22 protein-coding genes are annotated in these 16,392 nt (G+C 68.1%); 11 read left to right on the top strand and 11 right to left on the bottom strand.

The genetic code is table 11. The features are described from left to right. The 4 genes from Q8M82_RS18520 to Q8M82_RS18505 all read left to right on the top strand — a co-directional run. Positions 1–233, top strand: a 233-nt coding sequence (locus Q8M82_RS18520) for an alpha-E domain-containing protein (protein WP_305692769.1), incomplete at its 5' end; no start/stop codon positions are given. Positions 234–320: 87 nt separating this feature from the next. Further along, entirely contained in the window at positions 321–1,148 is an 828-nt protein-coding gene (locus Q8M82_RS18515; protein ID WP_305692768.1) for a transglutaminase family protein, read from the top strand. 107 nt (positions 1,149–1,255) lie between these two features. Further along, on the top strand, positions 1,256–2,005 hold the full coding sequence (locus Q8M82_RS18510) for a proteasome-type protease (RefSeq protein ID WP_305692767.1): 750 nt from the start codon (positions 1,256–1,258) through the stop codon (positions 2,003–2,005). 128 nt (positions 2,006–2,133) lie between these two features. After that, positions 2,134–4,359, top strand: a complete 2,226-nt coding sequence (locus Q8M82_RS18505) for a putative bifunctional diguanylate cyclase/phosphodiesterase (RefSeq protein ID WP_305692766.1) — start codon at positions 2,134–2,136, stop codon at positions 4,357–4,359. Between the two features lie 31 nt (positions 4,360–4,390). On the opposite strand, the gene Q8M82_RS18500 is transcribed toward Q8M82_RS18505, so the two are convergent. Continuing rightward, positions 4,391–4,990: an exopolysaccharide biosynthesis protein gene (locus Q8M82_RS18500; RefSeq protein WP_305692765.1), complete on the bottom strand. Its 600-nt coding sequence runs from the start codon at positions 4,988–4,990 to the stop codon at positions 4,391–4,393. 79 nt (positions 4,991–5,069) lie between these two features. Then, positions 5,070–5,339, bottom strand: coding sequence for an usg protein (locus tag Q8M82_RS18495; RefSeq protein ID WP_305692764.1), 270 nt, complete (start codon positions 5,337–5,339; stop codon positions 5,070–5,072). Between the two features lie 189 nt (positions 5,340–5,528). Between Q8M82_RS18495 and bcsS the strand changes: the two genes are divergently transcribed. Next, on the top strand, positions 5,529–6,254 hold the full coding sequence (gene bcsS / locus Q8M82_RS18490) for a cellulose biosynthesis protein BcsS (protein ID WP_305692763.1): 726 nt from the start codon (positions 5,529–5,531) through the stop codon (positions 6,252–6,254). Positions 6,255–6,266: 12 nt separating this feature from the next. Here bcsS and Q8M82_RS18485 read toward each other — a convergent pair whose 3' ends face one another. Further along, positions 6,267–7,001 (bottom strand): SDR family NAD(P)-dependent oxidoreductase, encoded by a 735-nt coding sequence (locus tag Q8M82_RS18485; protein WP_305692762.1) that lies wholly within the window; start codon positions 6,999–7,001, stop codon positions 6,267–6,269. A 79-nt stretch (positions 7,002–7,080) separates the two neighbouring features. Between Q8M82_RS18485 and Q8M82_RS18480 the strand changes: the two genes are divergently transcribed. Continuing rightward, on the top strand, positions 7,081–7,266 hold the full coding sequence (locus tag Q8M82_RS18480) for a DUF2256 domain-containing protein (RefSeq protein ID WP_305692761.1): 186 nt from the start codon (positions 7,081–7,083) through the stop codon (positions 7,264–7,266). Positions 7,267–7,319: 53 nt separating this feature from the next. Here Q8M82_RS18480 and Q8M82_RS18475 read toward each other — a convergent pair whose 3' ends face one another. From Q8M82_RS18475 to Q8M82_RS18460, 4 genes are read right to left on the bottom strand one after another with little or no spacing between them, the layout of a single operon-like run. Continuing rightward, entirely contained in the window at positions 7,320–9,026 is a 1,707-nt protein-coding gene (locus tag Q8M82_RS18475) for a molybdopterin-binding/glycosyltransferase family 2 protein (protein ID WP_305692760.1), read from the bottom strand. Further along, entirely contained in the window at positions 9,023–9,715 is a 693-nt protein-coding gene (locus tag Q8M82_RS18470) for an XdhC family protein (RefSeq protein WP_305692759.1), read from the bottom strand. The genes Q8M82_RS18475 and Q8M82_RS18470 overlap by 4 nt, the downstream gene beginning before the upstream one ends. A 4-nt stretch (positions 9,716–9,719) precedes the next feature. After that, a complete protein-coding gene (locus Q8M82_RS18465; protein WP_305692758.1) occupies positions 9,720–10,349 on the bottom strand; it encodes a LysE family translocator in 630 nt (209 codons plus the stop codon). Further along, positions 10,349–10,687 carry an XdhC family protein gene (locus Q8M82_RS18460; protein WP_305692757.1) on the bottom strand — a complete coding sequence of 113 codons (339 nt, stop codon included), beginning with the start codon at positions 10,685–10,687 and terminating at the stop codon, positions 10,349–10,351. The genes Q8M82_RS18465 and Q8M82_RS18460 overlap by 1 nt, the downstream gene beginning before the upstream one ends. Positions 10,688–10,887: 200 nt before the next feature. On the opposite strand from Q8M82_RS18460, the gene Q8M82_RS18455 reads away from it, so the two are divergent. After that, entirely contained in the window at positions 10,888–11,544 is a 657-nt protein-coding gene (locus tag Q8M82_RS18455; protein WP_305692756.1) for an alpha/beta fold hydrolase, read from the top strand. Here the strand turns inward: Q8M82_RS18455 and Q8M82_RS18450 are convergent. Continuing rightward, positions 11,541–12,740: a vWA domain-containing protein gene (locus Q8M82_RS18450; protein ID WP_305692755.1), complete on the bottom strand. Its 1,200-nt coding sequence runs from the start codon at positions 12,738–12,740 to the stop codon at positions 11,541–11,543. The two genes, Q8M82_RS18455 and Q8M82_RS18450, sit on opposite strands and share 4 nt — an antisense overlap. A 151-nt stretch (positions 12,741–12,891) precedes the next feature. Continuing rightward, on the bottom strand, positions 12,892–13,269 hold the full coding sequence (locus tag Q8M82_RS18445; RefSeq protein ID WP_305692754.1) for a nuclear transport factor 2 family protein: 378 nt from the start codon (positions 13,267–13,269) through the stop codon (positions 12,892–12,894). A gap of 71 nt (positions 13,270–13,340) precedes the next feature. On the opposite strand from Q8M82_RS18445, the gene Q8M82_RS18440 reads away from it, so the two are divergent. Together Q8M82_RS18440 and Q8M82_RS18435 are read left to right on the top strand one after the other, a co-directional pair. Continuing rightward, on the top strand, positions 13,341–13,631 hold the full coding sequence (locus Q8M82_RS18440; protein WP_305692753.1) for a BrnT family toxin: 291 nt from the start codon (positions 13,341–13,343) through the stop codon (positions 13,629–13,631). Continuing rightward, entirely contained in the window at positions 13,609–13,818 is a 210-nt protein-coding gene (locus tag Q8M82_RS18435) for a helix-turn-helix domain-containing protein (RefSeq protein WP_305692752.1), read from the top strand. Before Q8M82_RS18440 ends, Q8M82_RS18435 begins: the two co-directional genes overlap by 23 nt. 7 nt (positions 13,819–13,825) lie before the next feature. Here the strand turns inward: Q8M82_RS18435 and Q8M82_RS18430 are convergent, their stop codons facing one another. Beyond that, positions 13,826–14,743, bottom strand: a complete 918-nt coding sequence (locus Q8M82_RS18430) for an AAA family ATPase (protein ID WP_371126404.1) — start codon at positions 14,741–14,743, stop codon at positions 13,826–13,828. A gap of 120 nt (positions 14,744–14,863) precedes the next feature. On the opposite strand from Q8M82_RS18430, the gene Q8M82_RS18425 reads away from it, so the two are divergent. Both Q8M82_RS18425 and Q8M82_RS18420 read left to right on the top strand, forming a co-directional pair. Beyond that, positions 14,864–15,283, top strand: a complete 420-nt coding sequence (locus tag Q8M82_RS18425) for a putative toxin-antitoxin system toxin component, PIN family (RefSeq protein WP_305692750.1) — start codon at positions 14,864–14,866, stop codon at positions 15,281–15,283. Further along, the gene (locus Q8M82_RS18420) at positions 15,280–15,528 is read left to right on the top strand and encodes a toxin-antitoxin system HicB family antitoxin (RefSeq protein ID WP_305692749.1); all 249 of its coding nucleotides are present in this window, start codon (positions 15,280–15,282) and stop codon (positions 15,526–15,528) included. The genes Q8M82_RS18425 and Q8M82_RS18420 overlap by 4 nt, the downstream gene beginning before the upstream one ends. Positions 15,529–15,549: 21 nt before the next feature. Here the strand turns inward: Q8M82_RS18420 and Q8M82_RS18415 are convergent, their stop codons facing one another. Further along, the gene (locus tag Q8M82_RS18415; protein ID WP_305692748.1) at positions 15,550–16,353 is read right to left on the bottom strand and encodes an FAD binding domain-containing protein; all 804 of its coding nucleotides are present in this window, start codon (positions 16,351–16,353) and stop codon (positions 15,550–15,552) included. Between the last annotated feature and the right edge of the window lie 39 nt (positions 16,354–16,392).

Genomic DNA, 16,392 nt, shown 5'->3' with positions numbered 1-16,392 from the left:
TGCCGCGCTCGCTGGCCGCCTGCTACGAGAACATCTCGCGCTTCCTCGACCTGCTCGGCGATTCCTATGGCCGCCAGGGCCCGGCCCAGCGCCAGGCGCGCAAGACGCTCGCCAATCTCTCGAGCACCAGCATCGACGACGTCTTCCAGCACGGGCTGCACGAATTCATCGAGGACTTCATCACCGAGAATAACCGGCTCGGCGGCACCATTTTCGAGCAGTACCTGCAATGAGATCGGCGCGGCCGCCCTGCTGCGGGCGGCTGCGGCGACTGAAACCACCGAGAAGACCACAGCCCGACGCCTCCAGTTGCGATTGCCATGCGGATCAGGATTTCCCACACGATCGCTTACGTCTATGCCGAGCCGGCGCGGCATATCACGCAGATCCTGCGGCTGACCCCGCGCGACCATGACGGCCAGCACGTCATGAACTGGCGCATCGAACCGACCATCGACGGACGGTTGCGTGCGACGCAGGACCCCTTCGGCAACATCGTCCACACCTTCTCGGCGGACGGGCCGATTGCCGACATGGCGATCCAGGTCGAGGGGCTGATCGAGACCACCGATCTCGCCGGCATCGTCCGTGGCGTCACCGAACGCGTCCCGGTCGAGGTCTTCCGCCGCGACACGCTGCTGACGACGCGCGACGCCGCTCTCGCCGCCTTCGCGGAAGACGCCACCCGCTCGGCCGAAACGCCGCTGTCGAAGATGCATGCGCTGATGGACGCCCTGCACGAGCGGCTGCCCTGCATCGAGACCGGACAGCGCACCGGCATCGGCGCGGCCGCCGCGTTTGCCGCCGGTGAAGGCATTCCGCAGGACATCGCCCATATCTTCATGGCCTGCGCCCGCCATCTCGACCGGTCGGCCCGCTACGTGTCGGGCTATGTCGCGCAGGCGGACGGCCTTCCCCATGCCAACGGCGCCCATGCCTGGGCGGAGGTTCATCTCGACGATTACGGCTGGATCGGCTTCGACCCCGCCAACGGCCTGTGCCCGATCGACACCCATGTGCGCGTCGCGGCCGGTCTCGATTTCGCGGATGCCGCGCCGGTGCGCGGGGCGCGCAAGGGCGGCGACGGCGAGGCCCTCGCCGTCAGCGTCAGCGCCCGCAATGCCGACGGGCGCGCCGCGAACCAGTAGCGCACGCCCGCCGAGCCCGCGGCCGGCCAGGCGCCCGCATGGCTGGCGGGGCGCCCGGCGATATGCGACGACAGCGCCACCGCTTTCGTCAGACCAGGATCAATCCCTTGACCTATTGCGCCGGAATCCTCGTCCAGGACGGGCTCGTCATGATCGCCGACACCCGCACCAATGCGGGGCTCGACGACATCTCGACCTTCCGCAAGCTGCATGTCTTCTCCTGGCCCGGCGACCGCACCTTCGGCCTGATGACCGCCGGCAACCTCTCCGTGACGCAATCCGTCGTCAGCCTGCTGCATGAGGGCCTGCCCAATCCGGAAACCGGCGAGAGCGATACCCTGCAGGGCGTGACGTCGATGTTCCGGGCGGCCCAGCTCGTCGGCCGCGCCATCCGCCATGTCAGGGCCGAGGACGGCCCGGCGCTGAAGGAGGCGGGCGTGAAGTTCGACGTCTCGATGCTGTTCGGCGGGCAGATCCAGGGGCAGCCGATGCGGCTCTTCATGATCTACGGCGCCGGCAACTTCATCGAATGCGGCATGGACGCGCCCTTCCTGCAGATCGGCGAGCACAAATACGGCAAGCCGATCCTCGACCGCGCCGTGACCTACAAGACCCATCTCTACGACGCGCTCAAAGTCGGGCTGATCTCGATGGATTCGACCATGCGCTCCAATCTCGGCGTCGGCTTGCCGATCGATCTGATGGTGATGCGGCGCGATGCGGAAGAGCCGGAGCTGACGCGCCGCATCGAGGCGGGCGAGCCCTATTTTCACGATCTGCGCGAGCGCTGGTCGGCGGCCCTGCGCGCGGCACACACCGCGATCCCCCGGCCGCCCTACGAACCCAGAAAGGACTGAGGCCAAGGATTGACGACAAAGATTGAGAAAGACGCGCCGAGATAGCTCGACGATGCTCAGATACGTCAACGGGATATCAAGACATCCCTGCGATGGTCCGGCTCAACGTGGCCGCTCCAGGACCTCTGATGTCGTCGCCTTCCGTCGGGAAAATGACCAACGCCGATGCGTCCGCCCGGATGCTGACGAGTTCGGTCGCGACGCTGGGTTGCGCCTTCGTGATGGTCATGGCCGCGGCCGTCGCCGTCGTCCTCGCGATCACCAGTGACGCCAACCGCGTCGAAGCCGAACGCCAGCGCGACCGCATCGAAGCGGCGATCGAGAGCCAGGTCCGCCTGCGCGAACTGCGCTTCCAAAGCCTGGCAGCTGCCGGCGACCTGCAGAATTCCTTCAACGGCTCCGATCCGCTGACGGCCCTCCAGTCGGCGCTGGCGCGACTGGGCAGCCGTTTCCTCGAATTCGACGGCGCCTATGTCGTCTCCGGTTCCGGACGGGTCTTCGCCGGCATCGAGGGGGACAGCCCGTCGGGTCAGCTCGGCTATGACGGGCTGCTGCATTTCAGCCCGGCGCTTCCCGGCGGAGGAAAGATCGAGCCGGCGCTGCGCCGCCTCCCCGACCTGCGCGGCGGGCCGGGGATGACGTCCTGGTCCCTGACGCATGACGGCTTCGACACGATCAGCACGATGGTGATGGAGGTGCCGGCCCGTCCGGGTTCGCTCGCGCAGTTGCTGGGCCCGATCAAGATCGTCGGCTACCGCCGCGTCACCAGCACGATGCTCGCCGAGCTGTCTCACCGCTATCGCGTCGCCAACATCCGCATCGTCGCCGAGATGCCGGCCGATCCGTTGTCTCGCCGCGCGATCCCCGCTCCCGACGGAGGTGTGCGGGCCTGGTTGAGCTGGACGCCCGACCGCCCCGGCGACGCGATGCTGCGCCAGTTCGTCTGGGCTCTCGCGGGGGTCGGCCTTCTCTTCGCCGGCATCTTCGCCTTCGTCGTGCAGAGGCTGCGTGGCGCGGCCCAGCAGATCGCCATCCGCGAAAGCCAGATCCAGCGTCTCGCCGGGCAGGACGAGCTCTCGCTCCTGCCCAACCGGCGCACCTTCGACCTCAGGCTGGACCAGGAACTCGCGCATAGCAGCCGCACCGGCAAGGGCCTGGCGGTCATGCTGATCGATCTCGATCGCTTCAAGGCGGTGAACGATACCTATGGCCACACCGCCGGTGACGAGCTGATCCGGCAGGTCGCCCAGCGGCTCTCGCGGCTGGTCCGCAGCGGCGACACCGTCGCGCGCATCGGCGGCGACGAGTTCGGCATCATTCAGACCCATGCCAGCTTTCCGGCGGGCTGCGCTGCTCTCGGCGAGCGCATCCTCGAGGCCCTGACCGAGCCCTTCGTCATCATGGGTGTGGCGACGACGATCGGCTGCTCGATCGGCATCGCGCTCGCCCCGGAGGACGCGACGGAGCGCGAGGCGCTGCTCCGGCTGGCCGACACGGCGCTGTACCAATCGAAGAATGGCGGCCGCAACCGCTACTCCTTCTTCGAGACGCAGATGAACCGCACGCTGGCGCTCAAGCGCATGGTCGAGGAGGATCTGCGCCGCGCCATCGAGAACGACGAATTGCTGCTCCACTACCAGCCCCAGGTCTCCGTCGACGGAGCCACCATCGTCGGTGTCGAGGCACTGGTGCGCTGGAACCATCCCGAGCACGGCATGGTCCCGCCCTCCGAGTTCATCGGCATCGCCGAGGAACGCGGCCTGATCGTTCCGCTCAGCGAATGGGTTCTGCGCCGGGCCTGCGAAGAGGCGAAGCGCTGGGAGGGCATCCGGCTGGCCGTCAACGTCTCGCCGATCCAGTTCCGCCACAAGGACTTCGTCGCCAACGTCATCCGTGTCCTCGACGAGACCGGCTTCGACCCGGGCCGGCTCGAACTCGAACTGACCGAGGGCGTGGTCGTCGACGATGCCGATGCCGCCGAGGCCGCGATGATGGACTTGCGCGCCCATGGCGTCTGCCTGGCGCTGGACGATTTCGGCACCGGTTATTCGAGCCTGATCTATCTGCGGCGCTTCGCCTTCGACAAGATCAAGATCGACCGGTCCTTCCTGGAATACATGGAGACGACGGGGGAATCCGCGATCCTCGTCCACTCCATCGCGCATCTCGGCCGCGCGCTCGGCCTGCGGGTCTGCGCCGAGGGCGTCGAGACCGCCGAGCAGCACCGCTTCCTGCAGGCCATCGGCTGCCACGAGCTGCAGGGCTTCCTGTTCTCCAAGGGCGTCCCGGCCGAGGAGATCGACGCCCTGCTCTCGCGCGACAAACCCTTCGCCACCGTGCTGGCCGCCGCCTGAGAACGACGCCCCTGCCCCGGCGCGAGCGGGATCAGAACAACAGCCCGTGGATGCCGCTGAAGATCGCATAGGCGAAGCCGGCGCTCAGCACGAGGCCGACGGCACCGAACGCCGCGCCTGCGATGATGAGCAGGCCGTCGCGCTCGACCAGGCCGAGACCGACCAGACAGACCGCCAGGCCGAGCGGAATCTGGCCGATGAAGGGCGCGGCGACGACGAGGCCGAGCGCCAGCACCAGGATCAGGAGCCCGATCACGGGGATCGCATAGCGGCTGCCGAGCATCGTCAGCCTCGGCCGCGAGATCCGCTCCAGCCGGACCAGCAGCGGCACCGCCCGGTCCACCGCCCGCGTCAGCACCGGCTTGCCGATGCTGCGTGACAGGAGCGCCGGCGGCAGCCAGGGGATGACGCGGCCGGTCAGCATCTGCAGGGCGACGAAGATCAGGACGAGGCCGCAGACCAGCGGGATCGGCGGCGGCATCGGCAGGCAGTTCGGCAGGCCAAGCAGCACGACGAGCAGCGCATAGGCGCGGTCCTTCAGCGCGGCGACGAGCGAACCGACAGCGATGCGGTCCCCCGGCAGCGCGGCCAGCGCCGTCAGGATTCCGGAGGTGCGTAGGGGTGATGACAAGGGAACGGGCCGGGCCGTGGCAGGACCAGCGGCCTAGCACGCGGCGCGCGCCGCCAACAAGCCGCGCCGACGCCGGAGCTCAATGCAGGGTCAGCACACCGTCGATGTTGACGATCTCGGCGGGGCGGATCAGCCGAGAATGCGCGACCGTCACCGAATGCAGCGGCCCCTCGAGTTCGCGCGCCCAGAAATCGAGGAAATCGCGCAGCACGGGAAAGCGCGGCGCCAGATCGTAGTTCTGCCAGATATAACTCTGCAGCACATGGCGGTGATCGGGCATGCGGTACAGGATCGTCGCCGTCGTCAGACCATACCCCGCCAACTGGCGCATGAAATCCGTCGTGATCATCTGCTTCTCCCCTCGTCGGTGAACGCTGAAAGCTGAGCCGGATCCACATCAGAGGCTGCGCGCGCTTGGTTAATAAAGACTTGCAAGTCCAGGTTGCAGCTGTTGCAATCGAGGCGGTGCCGCCCGACGGGCTGCGCCGCTTGGGGGCGTGTGTCAGTGGCGTATGGAGGGGCGATCGCGAGGAGCGCGATGCTGGCCGCTGGCCTGACGGCGGGGCCGGTCGGATTGGCATTCGCCCAGGAGGCCGAAACCGAGGCTGAAGCCGAGGAGCGTGCGGCCCTCTCCACCGTCCTGTTCGGCTCGCTCGAGGCGGGGCCGGCCAAGACCTTCGTTTCGCTCGGCATGAAGAAGGCGCTGACCGGCGGGCTTGCCGGCAGTGGTTTCCGCATGCTGCTCAAGGTCGGCGGCGCGCAGGAGCAGGCGCAGCGGCAGCGCCCGCACGGCCTGGCCTACAAGAGCGAGTCGCAGGCGCTGATCGGCTATGAATGGCGCCTCGGCGACAGCTTCCTGTCGCTCTATGCCGGCTCCGACTACGAAGGCGAGCAACGTGAGGAGCCGCGCGCCATCATCGCCACCCACCGTTATGGCGCGCGGCTGCAGGGCGACCTGTGGATGACGCCGATGCCGGGCACGATGCTGCACGCCAGCGCCTACGCCTCGACGCTCGACCGCAGGGTTTGGGGCCGCGTCGGGCCCGGCTGGCTGCTGCCGCGGGGCTGGTTGTCACAGGATGTCTATGTCGGTCCGGAGATCGAAGCCTACCGCGCCCGCGACTACACGAAACTGAGGCTCGGCCTGCATCTGACGGGCCTGCGCCTCTTCGGCGTGGTCTGGCGCCTCTCCGGCGGCTGGCAGCGCACCAGTGACCGTCCGTCCGAAGCCTACGCCACGCTGGGCGTGCACTGGCTGCGCTGAGGCGCGCCCACTTTACCCCTTCGTCCGCAGCGTCGAGCGCCCGCCATCGACCCCGACGATCTGCCCGGTGATCCAGGAGGCCTCGTCGCTCGCGAGCAGGGCGGCGAGCGGCGCGATATCCGCCGGCTCGCCCAGGCGCTGCAGCGGGTGCAGATCGGCGATCGCCTTCGCCATCGCCTCGTTGCCGGTGAGCGCGGCGGCGAGCGGCGTCCGCGTCAGCGACGGCGCGATGCAGTTCACCCGGATGCGCGGCGCCAACTCGGCCGCGAGCGCCAGCGTCAGCCCCTCGATGGCACCCTTCGCCATCGCCACCGAAGCATGGGCCGCGAAGCCCTGGGCGACCGCCACCGTCGAGAACAGCACGATCCCGGCCGTGCCCTCGGCCTGCTTCAGGTGCGGCAAAGCGGCTTGAATCGCCTTGACAGCACCCAGCGCGTTGACACTGAAATCCTTGATGAAGTCGGCTTCGGTCAGGCGCGCGACCGGCTTCAGGTTGATGGTGCCGACGGCATAGACCAGCCCCTTCAGCCCGCCGCCGGCGGAGGCCTGCTGCGTCGCCCGCGCGAAGGTCCCGTCCTCGCCGACATCGCCCGCCGTGAAACCGGCGCGGAGTTCCCCGGCCAGCGCCTCGAGCCGGGCAGCGTCGCGACCGACCAGATGCACGCCGAGACCCTTGGCCCGGACGGCGCGGGCCACGGCGGAGCCGATGCCGCCGCTGCCGCCATAGATCAGGATCGTGTCGCTCATGCCGCTGCTCCAGAAGACTCGTCGCAGCGTATACGTCCGCGCGGTCCCCTCTGGACCAGCGCAGCCGGAGCATCCCTGCATGCCCAAGCCGACCCGCAAGGGCGATCTTCCCAGCAAGCCTTGCCAGGGCTGCGGCCGCTCCTTCGCCTGGCGCAAGAAATGGGCGCGCGTCTGGGACGAGGTGAAATACTGCTCCGAGCGCTGCCGGCGGGAGCGAAAGCCGCCGACAGGATCAGGAAGCGACGGGCGGCGCGACGTCGGTTAGCGCGAAACATCGTCCGCTGGGCAAAAAGCAGGCACCTGCAGAAGCGAGGGCAATCACCGAGGCAGCCCATCCTCGTCGTAGAGGAAGTCCTGGCTGCGAGCCGCATCGGGTCCCGGCAGCGCGCCTCCGGCAGCCATCGCCCGTGCATCCTCGATGATCCTCTGGCGATCCACGGCCGCCAGCGCCTCGGGCGTATCGATGTCGAGCGCGATGGCGGGGTCGTCGAGCGGCACCTCGACGATCTGCTCGCCCGCGGCGTCGAGCAGGCGCCGCGCGCCCTGGTCTCCGGTCAGCTGTGCCACCTCCGCAAACAGGGCCCGCGCCAGCAGCACCGGGTTGCCGCGTTGGCCGAGCAGCGTCGGCACAACGGCCTTCGCCTCGTTCTGTTCGGCGAAGACCTGCGCGAGGCGGTCGATCACCTGCGCGGTCACGTTCGGCATGTCGCCGAGCGAGACGACGACGCCCGCCGCCGCCTCCGGCAGCGCGGCAAGACCGACGCGGACGGAGCTGGCCAGCCCGCTGGCGAAATCGGGATTGTGGACGAGCGTGACGTCGAGCCCGGCGAGCGCGGCTGCGACCTCCTCCCGCTGATGCCCGGTGACGACGATCACCGGGCTGGCGACCGAGGCGAGTTGCGCCTCGACGGCATGGCGCAGCATCGGCTGGCCGCGCACCGGCTCCAGCAGCTTGTTGCGCGCCCCCATCCGGGTCGAGCGCCCCGCCGCCAGCACAAGCCCGGCAACCGGCGCCGCCTCCAGCAGGGCCGGCGCCCGCGGCTGCGGCCGCGAGACGATCTCCATCAGGAGCCCCCCGACACCCATGCACTGGATCTCGGCGCGCCCGACGGGGATGCCAGCGAGGCAACGCTGCAGCACCCAGTCGACGCCGTTTTCCTTTGGCGAGCGCGCGCAGCCCGGCGCGCCGATCACCGGCTTGCCGCCGATCTCGCCGATCAGGAGCAGATTGCCGGGGTCGACCGGCATGCCCAGATGCTCGATCCGCCCGCCCGCCGCCAGCAGAGCCTGGGGAATGACGTCACGCCGGTCGGTGATCGCGGACGCCCCGAACACGACGACGAGGTCCGCCGCATCGGCCTGCGCTGAGATCTCCTGCGCCAGCGGCGCCTCCTGATGCGGCACGCGCCGGTCGGCGGTAATCGTCGCCTGGGCAGGGGCGAGCCGCTCGGCCATCACGCGCAGGGTCTTGTCGACGACGGAGGGCTTCAGCCCCGGCAGCAGCGTCGAGATCACCGCCACGCGCAGCGGCCTATAGGGCGCGACCGCCAGCGGTTTCAGCCCCTCCAGCGCGGCCAGCGCCTGCTCCACCTGCGCTGCGGGCAGGCCATAGGGAATGATCTTGACCGTGCCGACCATCTCGCCCGCGACGACCGTCTTCATGGCGGGAAGCGTCGCCACCGTGATCGCCTCGTCGATCCGGTTGAGCCCGTCGATCGCGGCGTCGTCGATGCTGAGCACGCCCGCCGTCGCGGCGAAGAGATTGACCCGGCCGGTGAAGGCCGCCTCGGTGACGATGCCGCGCCCGGCGAGCGCAGTCGCAAGCCGAGTCGCAGCCTCGTTCTCACCGATGTCGCCGGCCTCCAGCCGCACCGCGACGAGTTCATCGAGCCCCGATTCAACGAGCCGGGCGACGTCCTCGCTCGTGAGCGTCGTCCCCTTCTTCAAAACGATGCCACCGGCGCGCACCGTATGGGCGGCGATGCAGCCTTCGGCCTCGGTGACGGGAACGGGGCCGAACTTCATGCCGGCGCCCGGCGCGGGCCGCGCAGCGTCTTGACGATCTCGCCCAGGATGGCGAGCGCGATCTCGGCCGGCGAGACGGCCCCGATGTCGAGCCCGATCGGGGCGTGGATGCGCTTCGTCGCGGTCTCGTCGAAACCCGCCGCCGCGAGGCGTTCGAGCCGGCGCCCATGCGTTTTCCGGCTGCCGAGCGCGCCGATATAGAAGCAGTCCGAGCGCAGCGCCGCCTCCAGCGCCGGGTCGTCGATCTTGGGATCATGCGTCAGCGCGACGAAGGCGGTGTAGCCGTCGAGCCCCAGCCCCGCCAGCGCCTCGTCCGGCCAGTCGGTCAGCAGCCGCACGCCGGGGAAGCGCTCCGGCGTGGCAAACGCCGTGCGCGGGTCGATAATGACGAGGTCGAGATCGAGCAGCTTGGCCATCGGCGCCATCGCCTGCGAGATATGGACTGCACCGGTGACGATCACGCGCGGCGGCGGCGCCTGCACGGTCAGGAAGAACGCCTTCCCTTCCGCCTCGACCAGCGCGCTCTTGCCCATGCGCAGCTGCTTGTCCAGCACGTCCGCGAGGGGATCGGCCGCGAGATCGGCGGCCTTGACGAGGCGCTGCGCCCCGCTCTCCACATCGGTGACGAGGACGGTGGCGCGCCGCGCCGCGCGCTCCGTGTTCAGCAGCGCCAATGTCGCGAGATCCATCGCCTCAGCCCTTGTCGGTCGCGAGCTTCACGCCGAGCCCGATCATCAGCGAGCCGCCGATCCAGCGGCCGAACGCGAAGCCGGCCTTGGTCTGCTTCATCCGCCTGACCACGGCGGACGCGCCCAGCACCGTGACGAAATCGGCCGAAGAGAAGGCGAAGTTGACGACGGTGCCGAGGATCAGGAACTGCGCCCAGACCGGCAGAGACGCGGCCGGATCGACGAATTGCGGCAGCAGCGCGATGAAGAACAGCGCGACCTTGGGGTTGAGCACCTCGACGATCAGGGAATCGATCAAAGCGCGCTTCACGGTCTTCGGGGGAACGACGGGTGCGTCGGCGGCCGCAAGCCGCGAGCGGATCATCCCGATGCCGAGCCAGACGAGATAGAAGGCGCCGGCCATCTTCACCGCGAAATAGAGCTCCGGCACATGCTTGAACACCGCCGAGAGGCCGAAGGCGGCCGCGAAGACATGCAGATAGCAGCCGAGATGGATGCCGAGCATCGCCATGAAGCCGGCCTTGCGGCCATGCGAAATCGTCTGCGCCGCCGTGTAGAGCAGCGCCGGTCCGGGGAAATAGGCGACGAGGATCGTCAGCGTCGCAAAGGCCAGCAGCGTATCCCAGGAGGCCATCAGTTCACCTTTGCGGTCGAGATCCGCTCGACATAGACCCGGATGCGACCGCCGCAGGAGAGCCCGACCTTCCAGGCCGTCTCGTCGGCGATACCGAATTCGAGCGTGCGCGGCCGGCCCTGCGCGATGACGTCGACCGCCTCCTCGACCACGGCGCCCTCGACGCAGCCGCCGGACACCGAGCCGAGGAAATGGCCCTCCCCGTCGATGACCAGATGCGAGCCGACCGGGCGCGGCGCCGAGCCCCAGGTCTCGATCACGGTGGCGAGCGCGACCGAGCGGCCATCGCGCACCCAGGCCTCGGCGGTGGCGAGGATGTCGGTGTCGGTGCTGATCATGTCCGTCCTGTCCTCTCCGGGCGCGGCGGCAACATCAGCCGGATCTCGCCTGTCTCATCATAACCGGCATCGTGCCGCCGGCGCGCCATCTTAAGCATGGCCGCGCCGGCTTGCGAGCCTGCGAAAACGCAATAGCGCCGTCGCGCCTCGACCTCCGCCGCCACGGCGGCTATCCCTCGCCCCCGGGGGATCGACAGCACATGGACGGCATCGTTTTTCTGCACGGCATCGCGCGCAGCGCCAGCTCTATGGCGGTTCTCGAAAAGACGCTTCGCGCCGACGGCTATGCCACGCTCAATCTCGACTATCCGGCCCGCAGCCGCTGCATCGCCGAGATCGTCGAAGCCTTGCAGGCGCCGATTGCGCGCTTCGCGGAGAGCTGCCCGGGCCGGCTCCATTTCGTCACCCATTCGATGGGCGGCCTCGTCGCCCGCGCCATCATCGCCCGCCACCGCCCGGAGCGGCTCGGTCATGTCGTGATGCTGGCCCCACCCAACGAGGGCAGCGAGATCGCCGACCTGCTCGGCGGCTATGCTCTTTATCGCGCCTTCTTCGGCCCGGCCGGGGCGGAGCTGGTGACGAAGCGGTCGGAAGCGCTCTGCGAGGTGCTGGGCAGGGTCGATTATCCGCTCGGCGTCATCGCCGGCGACCGCTCGCTCGATCCGGTGGGATGGCTGCTGCTGCCTGGCGCCAATGACGGGCGCGTCTCGGTCGAACGCACCCGCGTCGCCGGCATGGCCGACCACATCGTCATCCACGGCACTCACACGCTGATCATGAACAACCCCGAGGCGATCGCGCAGATCCGGCATTTCCTGAAGCACGGGCGGTTCGGGCACCCCGTCTCCGCCGGCTAGCCCGCTCGCCTCAGCCAGGCCCGCGGATCGCTCGCCCGCTCGGCCTCCGGCGACAAGGCCGCGCAGAGATCGGCCATGGCCGCGAGATTGTGGATCGGCCGGAAGGAATCGACATGCGGAAGCATGGCCCGGATTCCGCTGGCGCGGGCCTCGAAACCGTCGAAGCGCAGCAGCGGGTTGAGCCAGACCAGTTGCCGGCAGGAGCGGTGCAGCCGGTCCATCTCGAAGGGCAGTTCGCCGTCGAGATGCCGCTCGAGCCCGTCGGTGAAGAGCAGCACGATCGCCCCGCCGCCGAGCACCCGGCGCGACCAGACCCGGTTGAAGCCATGCAGTGCGGTTGAAATCCGCGTACCACCCTCCCAATCCGGCGCGGCCTTGCCGGCCAGCGCGAGTGCCTCGTCGGGGTCGCGGGCGCGCAGGCTGCGCGTGATGTTGGTCAGTCGCGTGCCGAAGACGAAGGAATGGACGCGCCGGCGCTTCTCCGTGACCGCATGCAGGAAATGCAGGAAGATGCGGGAATACTCCGCCATCGAACCGGAGATGTCGACCAGCGCGACGATCGGCGGATGCACCTGCGCCCGCTCCCGGAAGGCGAGCTCGATCATGCCGCCCCCACCCCGCAGCGAGCGCCGGAAGGTGCGGCGCGGATCGATCCGGCCGGCCCTTGCCGCAGGCTGGAAGCGCCGCGTCGCGACGAGATCGTCGGGCAGGCGTAATTCGCCGATCAGCTTCTTAGCGCGGGCGATCTCGGCGGCGCTCATCTGGGCGAAATCGCGCGATTTCAGCGTCTCGCGGTCGGAGACCGTCAGCCGCGCCGTCAGCTCGGTGAACTCGACCGGTGCCTCCTCCTCGCGCTTGGGCGGGGCGAAGGCCTCGGCCGCACGCAGCGCGCCTGCCTCCTCCTTCTGCGGCGCGCTGTCGGCCCCGGGCGAGACCGGCGACATCTGCGCCATGATCTTCTCGATCAGGTTGCGGCGCCGCCAGAACAGCCGAAAGGCCTGGTCGTAGACGGCGCTGTCCTCATGGCGCTTCACGAAGATCGCGTGCAGCGCCCAGTAGACGTCCTCGCGCCCGCCCAGCGCCCCCTCGCCCAGCGCCTCGACCGCCTCGACCACCGCGCCGGGCCCGACGCGCAACCCCGCTATCCGAAGCGCGCGGGCGAAATAGGCGACGTTTTCCGGGAGCTTGCCGGTCATGAGAGGCGCGTTGTCTCCCCCCAGCCCTCATCCTGAGGAGCGGGCGAAAGCCCGCGTCTCGAAGGATGGTTGGGGAGGCTCCGGCACCCTCTGGAGCATCCTTCGAGACGCCGCGTGCCGCGGCTCCTCAGGATGAGGGCCGAGATGACCCTCACGGCCCCATCTCGGTCATGAACACCTTCTGGACGATTTGCCACTTGCTATCGACCTTCAGGAAGGAGAGCAGGTCGGTGAAATAGCGCGGCGGCATCTGGCATTTCACCTTCACCAGCGCCAGCGTCGGCCCGACGAGGTCGATGGTCAGGATATGGTCGCCGCGCACCATGCCGGCCGCCTTGGGCGAGGACCGCTCGCGCACCGCCTTCAGCCACTCGTCGCGCGGCACGATCTTGATCGTGCCATCCTCCTGCGCCGTGGTCAGCGCGGAGGTCGGATGGAAGGCATGCTCCAGCTTGGCGACGTCGCCCTCATAGAGGCCGTTCAGATAGGTCCAGGTGACGGCTTCGATGGCTCTGAGATCGTTGTACATGGTCTTGCCTCCCACAGAGTTTGGCGGTTGATTGCCATCGATGTTAAGCTTCGGACGCGAGATGGTGTTGCGTGCGCTTCGAATGGGACCCGGCAAAGGCGGCCAGCAACCTTCGTAAGCATGGCATAGGTTTCGAGACCGCGGCGCGCGTCTTCGCAGACCCCCTCGCGCTGACAGAGTATGGTGGGGTCGAAGGCGGCGAGCATCGTTGGAACACGATCGGCATGATCGGCACCAGGCTCTTGTTGGTTGTCATCCATACAGATCGATTTGACGGCCCGATTGAAGTCGTCCGCATCATTTCAGCCCGCCCCGCCGACAGAAAGGAGATGAGACGTTATGAGCAAGATGGTCACTTATGAAGTCGATATCTCCAATCCGCCCGCTCTCACCCCCGAGCAGCAGGCCGAGATCGAGGCGCTTCTGAAAAGGCCCGACAGCGACATCGACTATTCCGACATTCCCCCGCTCGACGAAAAATTCTGGGCCAATGCGGTTCGCAATCCCTATCTCGACCCGGCCCGCAAGCGCACGAAGAAGGCCGGCTGACGCCAGCCTACCGACCTGACTCGCTCTTCACCTGGTCCAGCAACTCCTTCACCTTCGAGCCCTGCATCGCCTGGATGTCGTCCTGATATTTGAGCAGGGCGCCGAGCGTGTCCGAAACGAGGGCCGGATCGAGCGCGACCGCGTCGAGTTCGACGAGCGCAGTGGCCCAGTCCAGCGTCTCGGCGACGCCCGGCGCCTTGAACAGCTCCTCCTTGCGGATCGCCTGCACGAAGCTGACGACCTGCTTGGCCAGCTTCGCCGGCGCCTGCGGCGCCCGCGCCTTCAGGATGGCGAGTTCGCGCGGCGCGTCGGGATAGCCGACCCAGTGATAGAGGCAGCGCCGCTTGAGCGCGTCATGGATCTCGCGCGTACGGTTGGAGGTCAGGATCACGATCGGCGGTTCGGCGGCCTTGATCGTGCCGAGTTCGGGAATCGTCACCTGCGAATCCGCGAGCACCTCGAGCAGGAAGGCCTCGAAGGCCTCGTCGGTGCGGTCGAGCTCGTCGATCAGCAGGATCGGCGCGCCGCCCTCCTGCGGCTCCAGAGCCTGCAGCAGCGGCCGCTTGATCAGGTATTTCTCGGAAAAGATGTCGCCTTCCAGGCTCTTGCGGTCGAGATTTGCCCGGTCGCCGCTCGTGCCGCCGGCTTCCGCAAGCCGGATCGCCATCATCTGCCCGGCATAGTTCCACTCATAGACGGCCGAGGCGAGGTCGAGCCCCTCATAGCATTGCAGCCGGATCAGCCTGCGCCCGAGCGTGGCCGAGAGAACCTTGGCGATCTCGGTCTTGCCGGTCCCCGCCTCGCCCTCGAGCAGCAGCGGCCGCTTCATCCGCAGCGCCAGGAACAGCACCGTCGCCAGCGCCCGGTCGGCGACATAGCCGCCGCCCTGCAGCAGCGCGAGGGTCTCGTCGATGGAGGCGGGCATGGAGATCGTCATCGGGAACAGCAACGCTTCTGGCGGCCAGGCGGGGCATATGTCACGAGGCACCGCGATGACACTATAAATGCAATATGGCGGGTGATATCGTGGGGCGCAATGAGGGTCGTGCTCGACACATCCGTCATGGTGGCTGCAACCCGCAGCGACAGCGGCGCATCGCGCCTGCTGCTCAGCGGAGCATTGCGACGACGCCTCATTCTGGTGGCATCCGTGCCATTGATGATCGAATACGAGGCCGTCATGACGCGGGCGGAGCATCTGGCAGCGTCGCAGCTTTCGACAGAGGATGTCGGCGTGCTGCTCGATGCGGTGGGCGCGGTTACGGAACCCGTCAAGCTGGCCTTCCTCTGGCGTCCGGCTTTGCGAGATCCCGATGACGACATGGTGCTGGAAGCAGCGGTGAACGGCCAAGCCGACATGATCGTCACTTTCAATCTGCGTGACTTCGGCAAAACCGTCTCACGTTTTGGACTGACTGCGATGCCGCCGGGCGAGGCGTTGAAAATCCTGGAGACCGAACGATGAGGAAGAGCAACTTCGCACTGCGACTGCAGCCTTCGCTTCTGGACGAGGCCCGCAAGGTTGCGGAAAACGAGGGTGTCGCCCTGAACCAGCTGATCAACGTCGCCGTGGCCGAGAAGCTCTCGGCCCTGCGGACGGAGAGCTATTTCCAGGAGCGCGCCGAACGGGCCGATATCCCGAGGGCGCTCGCTATTCTCGAGCGCGCCGGTATCGGCAACCCACCGATACCGGGTGACGAGCGGGACTGAGCCGGAGCGCCGGCCTCTCCCTCAGCGCCCCGTCGCCTGCGCGACCGCCTGCCGTGTCATCACCCCGATCAGATGGGCGCGATAGTCGGCATCAGCATGCATGTCGGCATTGATGCCCTCGGCGGACGCCTTCAGCCCGTCGAGCGATTTCGGCGCGAAGCGGACCTTCAGCGCCGCTTCCGCCTCCGGCCAGCGGAAAACGCCGCCCTCGCCCGCGCCCGTCACCGCGACGCGGATCTCGCTGCCGCGCTTGGCGACGAAGACGCCGACCAGCGCATAGCGCGAGGCCGGGTTGCGGAACTTGGCATAGCCCGCCTTGGAGACGACAGGGAACACCACCTTGGTGATGATCTCGCCTTCTTCCAGCGCCGTCTCGTAGAGGCCGGTGAAGAAGTCGTCGGCCTCGATCTTGCGCTTGTTGGTGACGATGGTCGCGCCCAGCGCCAGGCAGGCGGCCGGATAGTCCGCGGCGGGATCGTTGTTGGCGACGGAGCCGCCGATCGTGCCGCGATGGCGCACATGCGGGTCGCCGATATGCGAGGCGAGATAGGCCAGACCCGGGATCGCCTCCTGCACGATCGAAGAGGCCGCGACCTCGGCATGGGTCGACATCGCGCCGACATGAATGGTGCGGCCCTTGCGGACGATGCCCTTGAGATCGCCGCAGCCGCCGAGATCGACGAGCGCGGCCGGCGAGGCCAGGCGCTGCTTCATCGTCGGCAGCAGTGTGTGCCCACCGGCCAGGATCTTGGCGTCCTCCTTCTTGGCGAGCAGGCCGGCGGCCTGACGGGCCGAGCCGGGGCGGTGATAGGTAAAGGCGTACATGGGTTTCATCCCTTGCTGAAATCGGTGAGCGTCATCCCG

Origin of the sequence: Allobosea sp. (assembly GCF_030694325.1) — a bacterium.
Lineage (GTDB): Bacteria > Pseudomonadota > Alphaproteobacteria > Rhizobiales > Beijerinckiaceae > Allobosea.
This window is presented reverse-complemented; position numbering and strand designations above follow the sequence as displayed.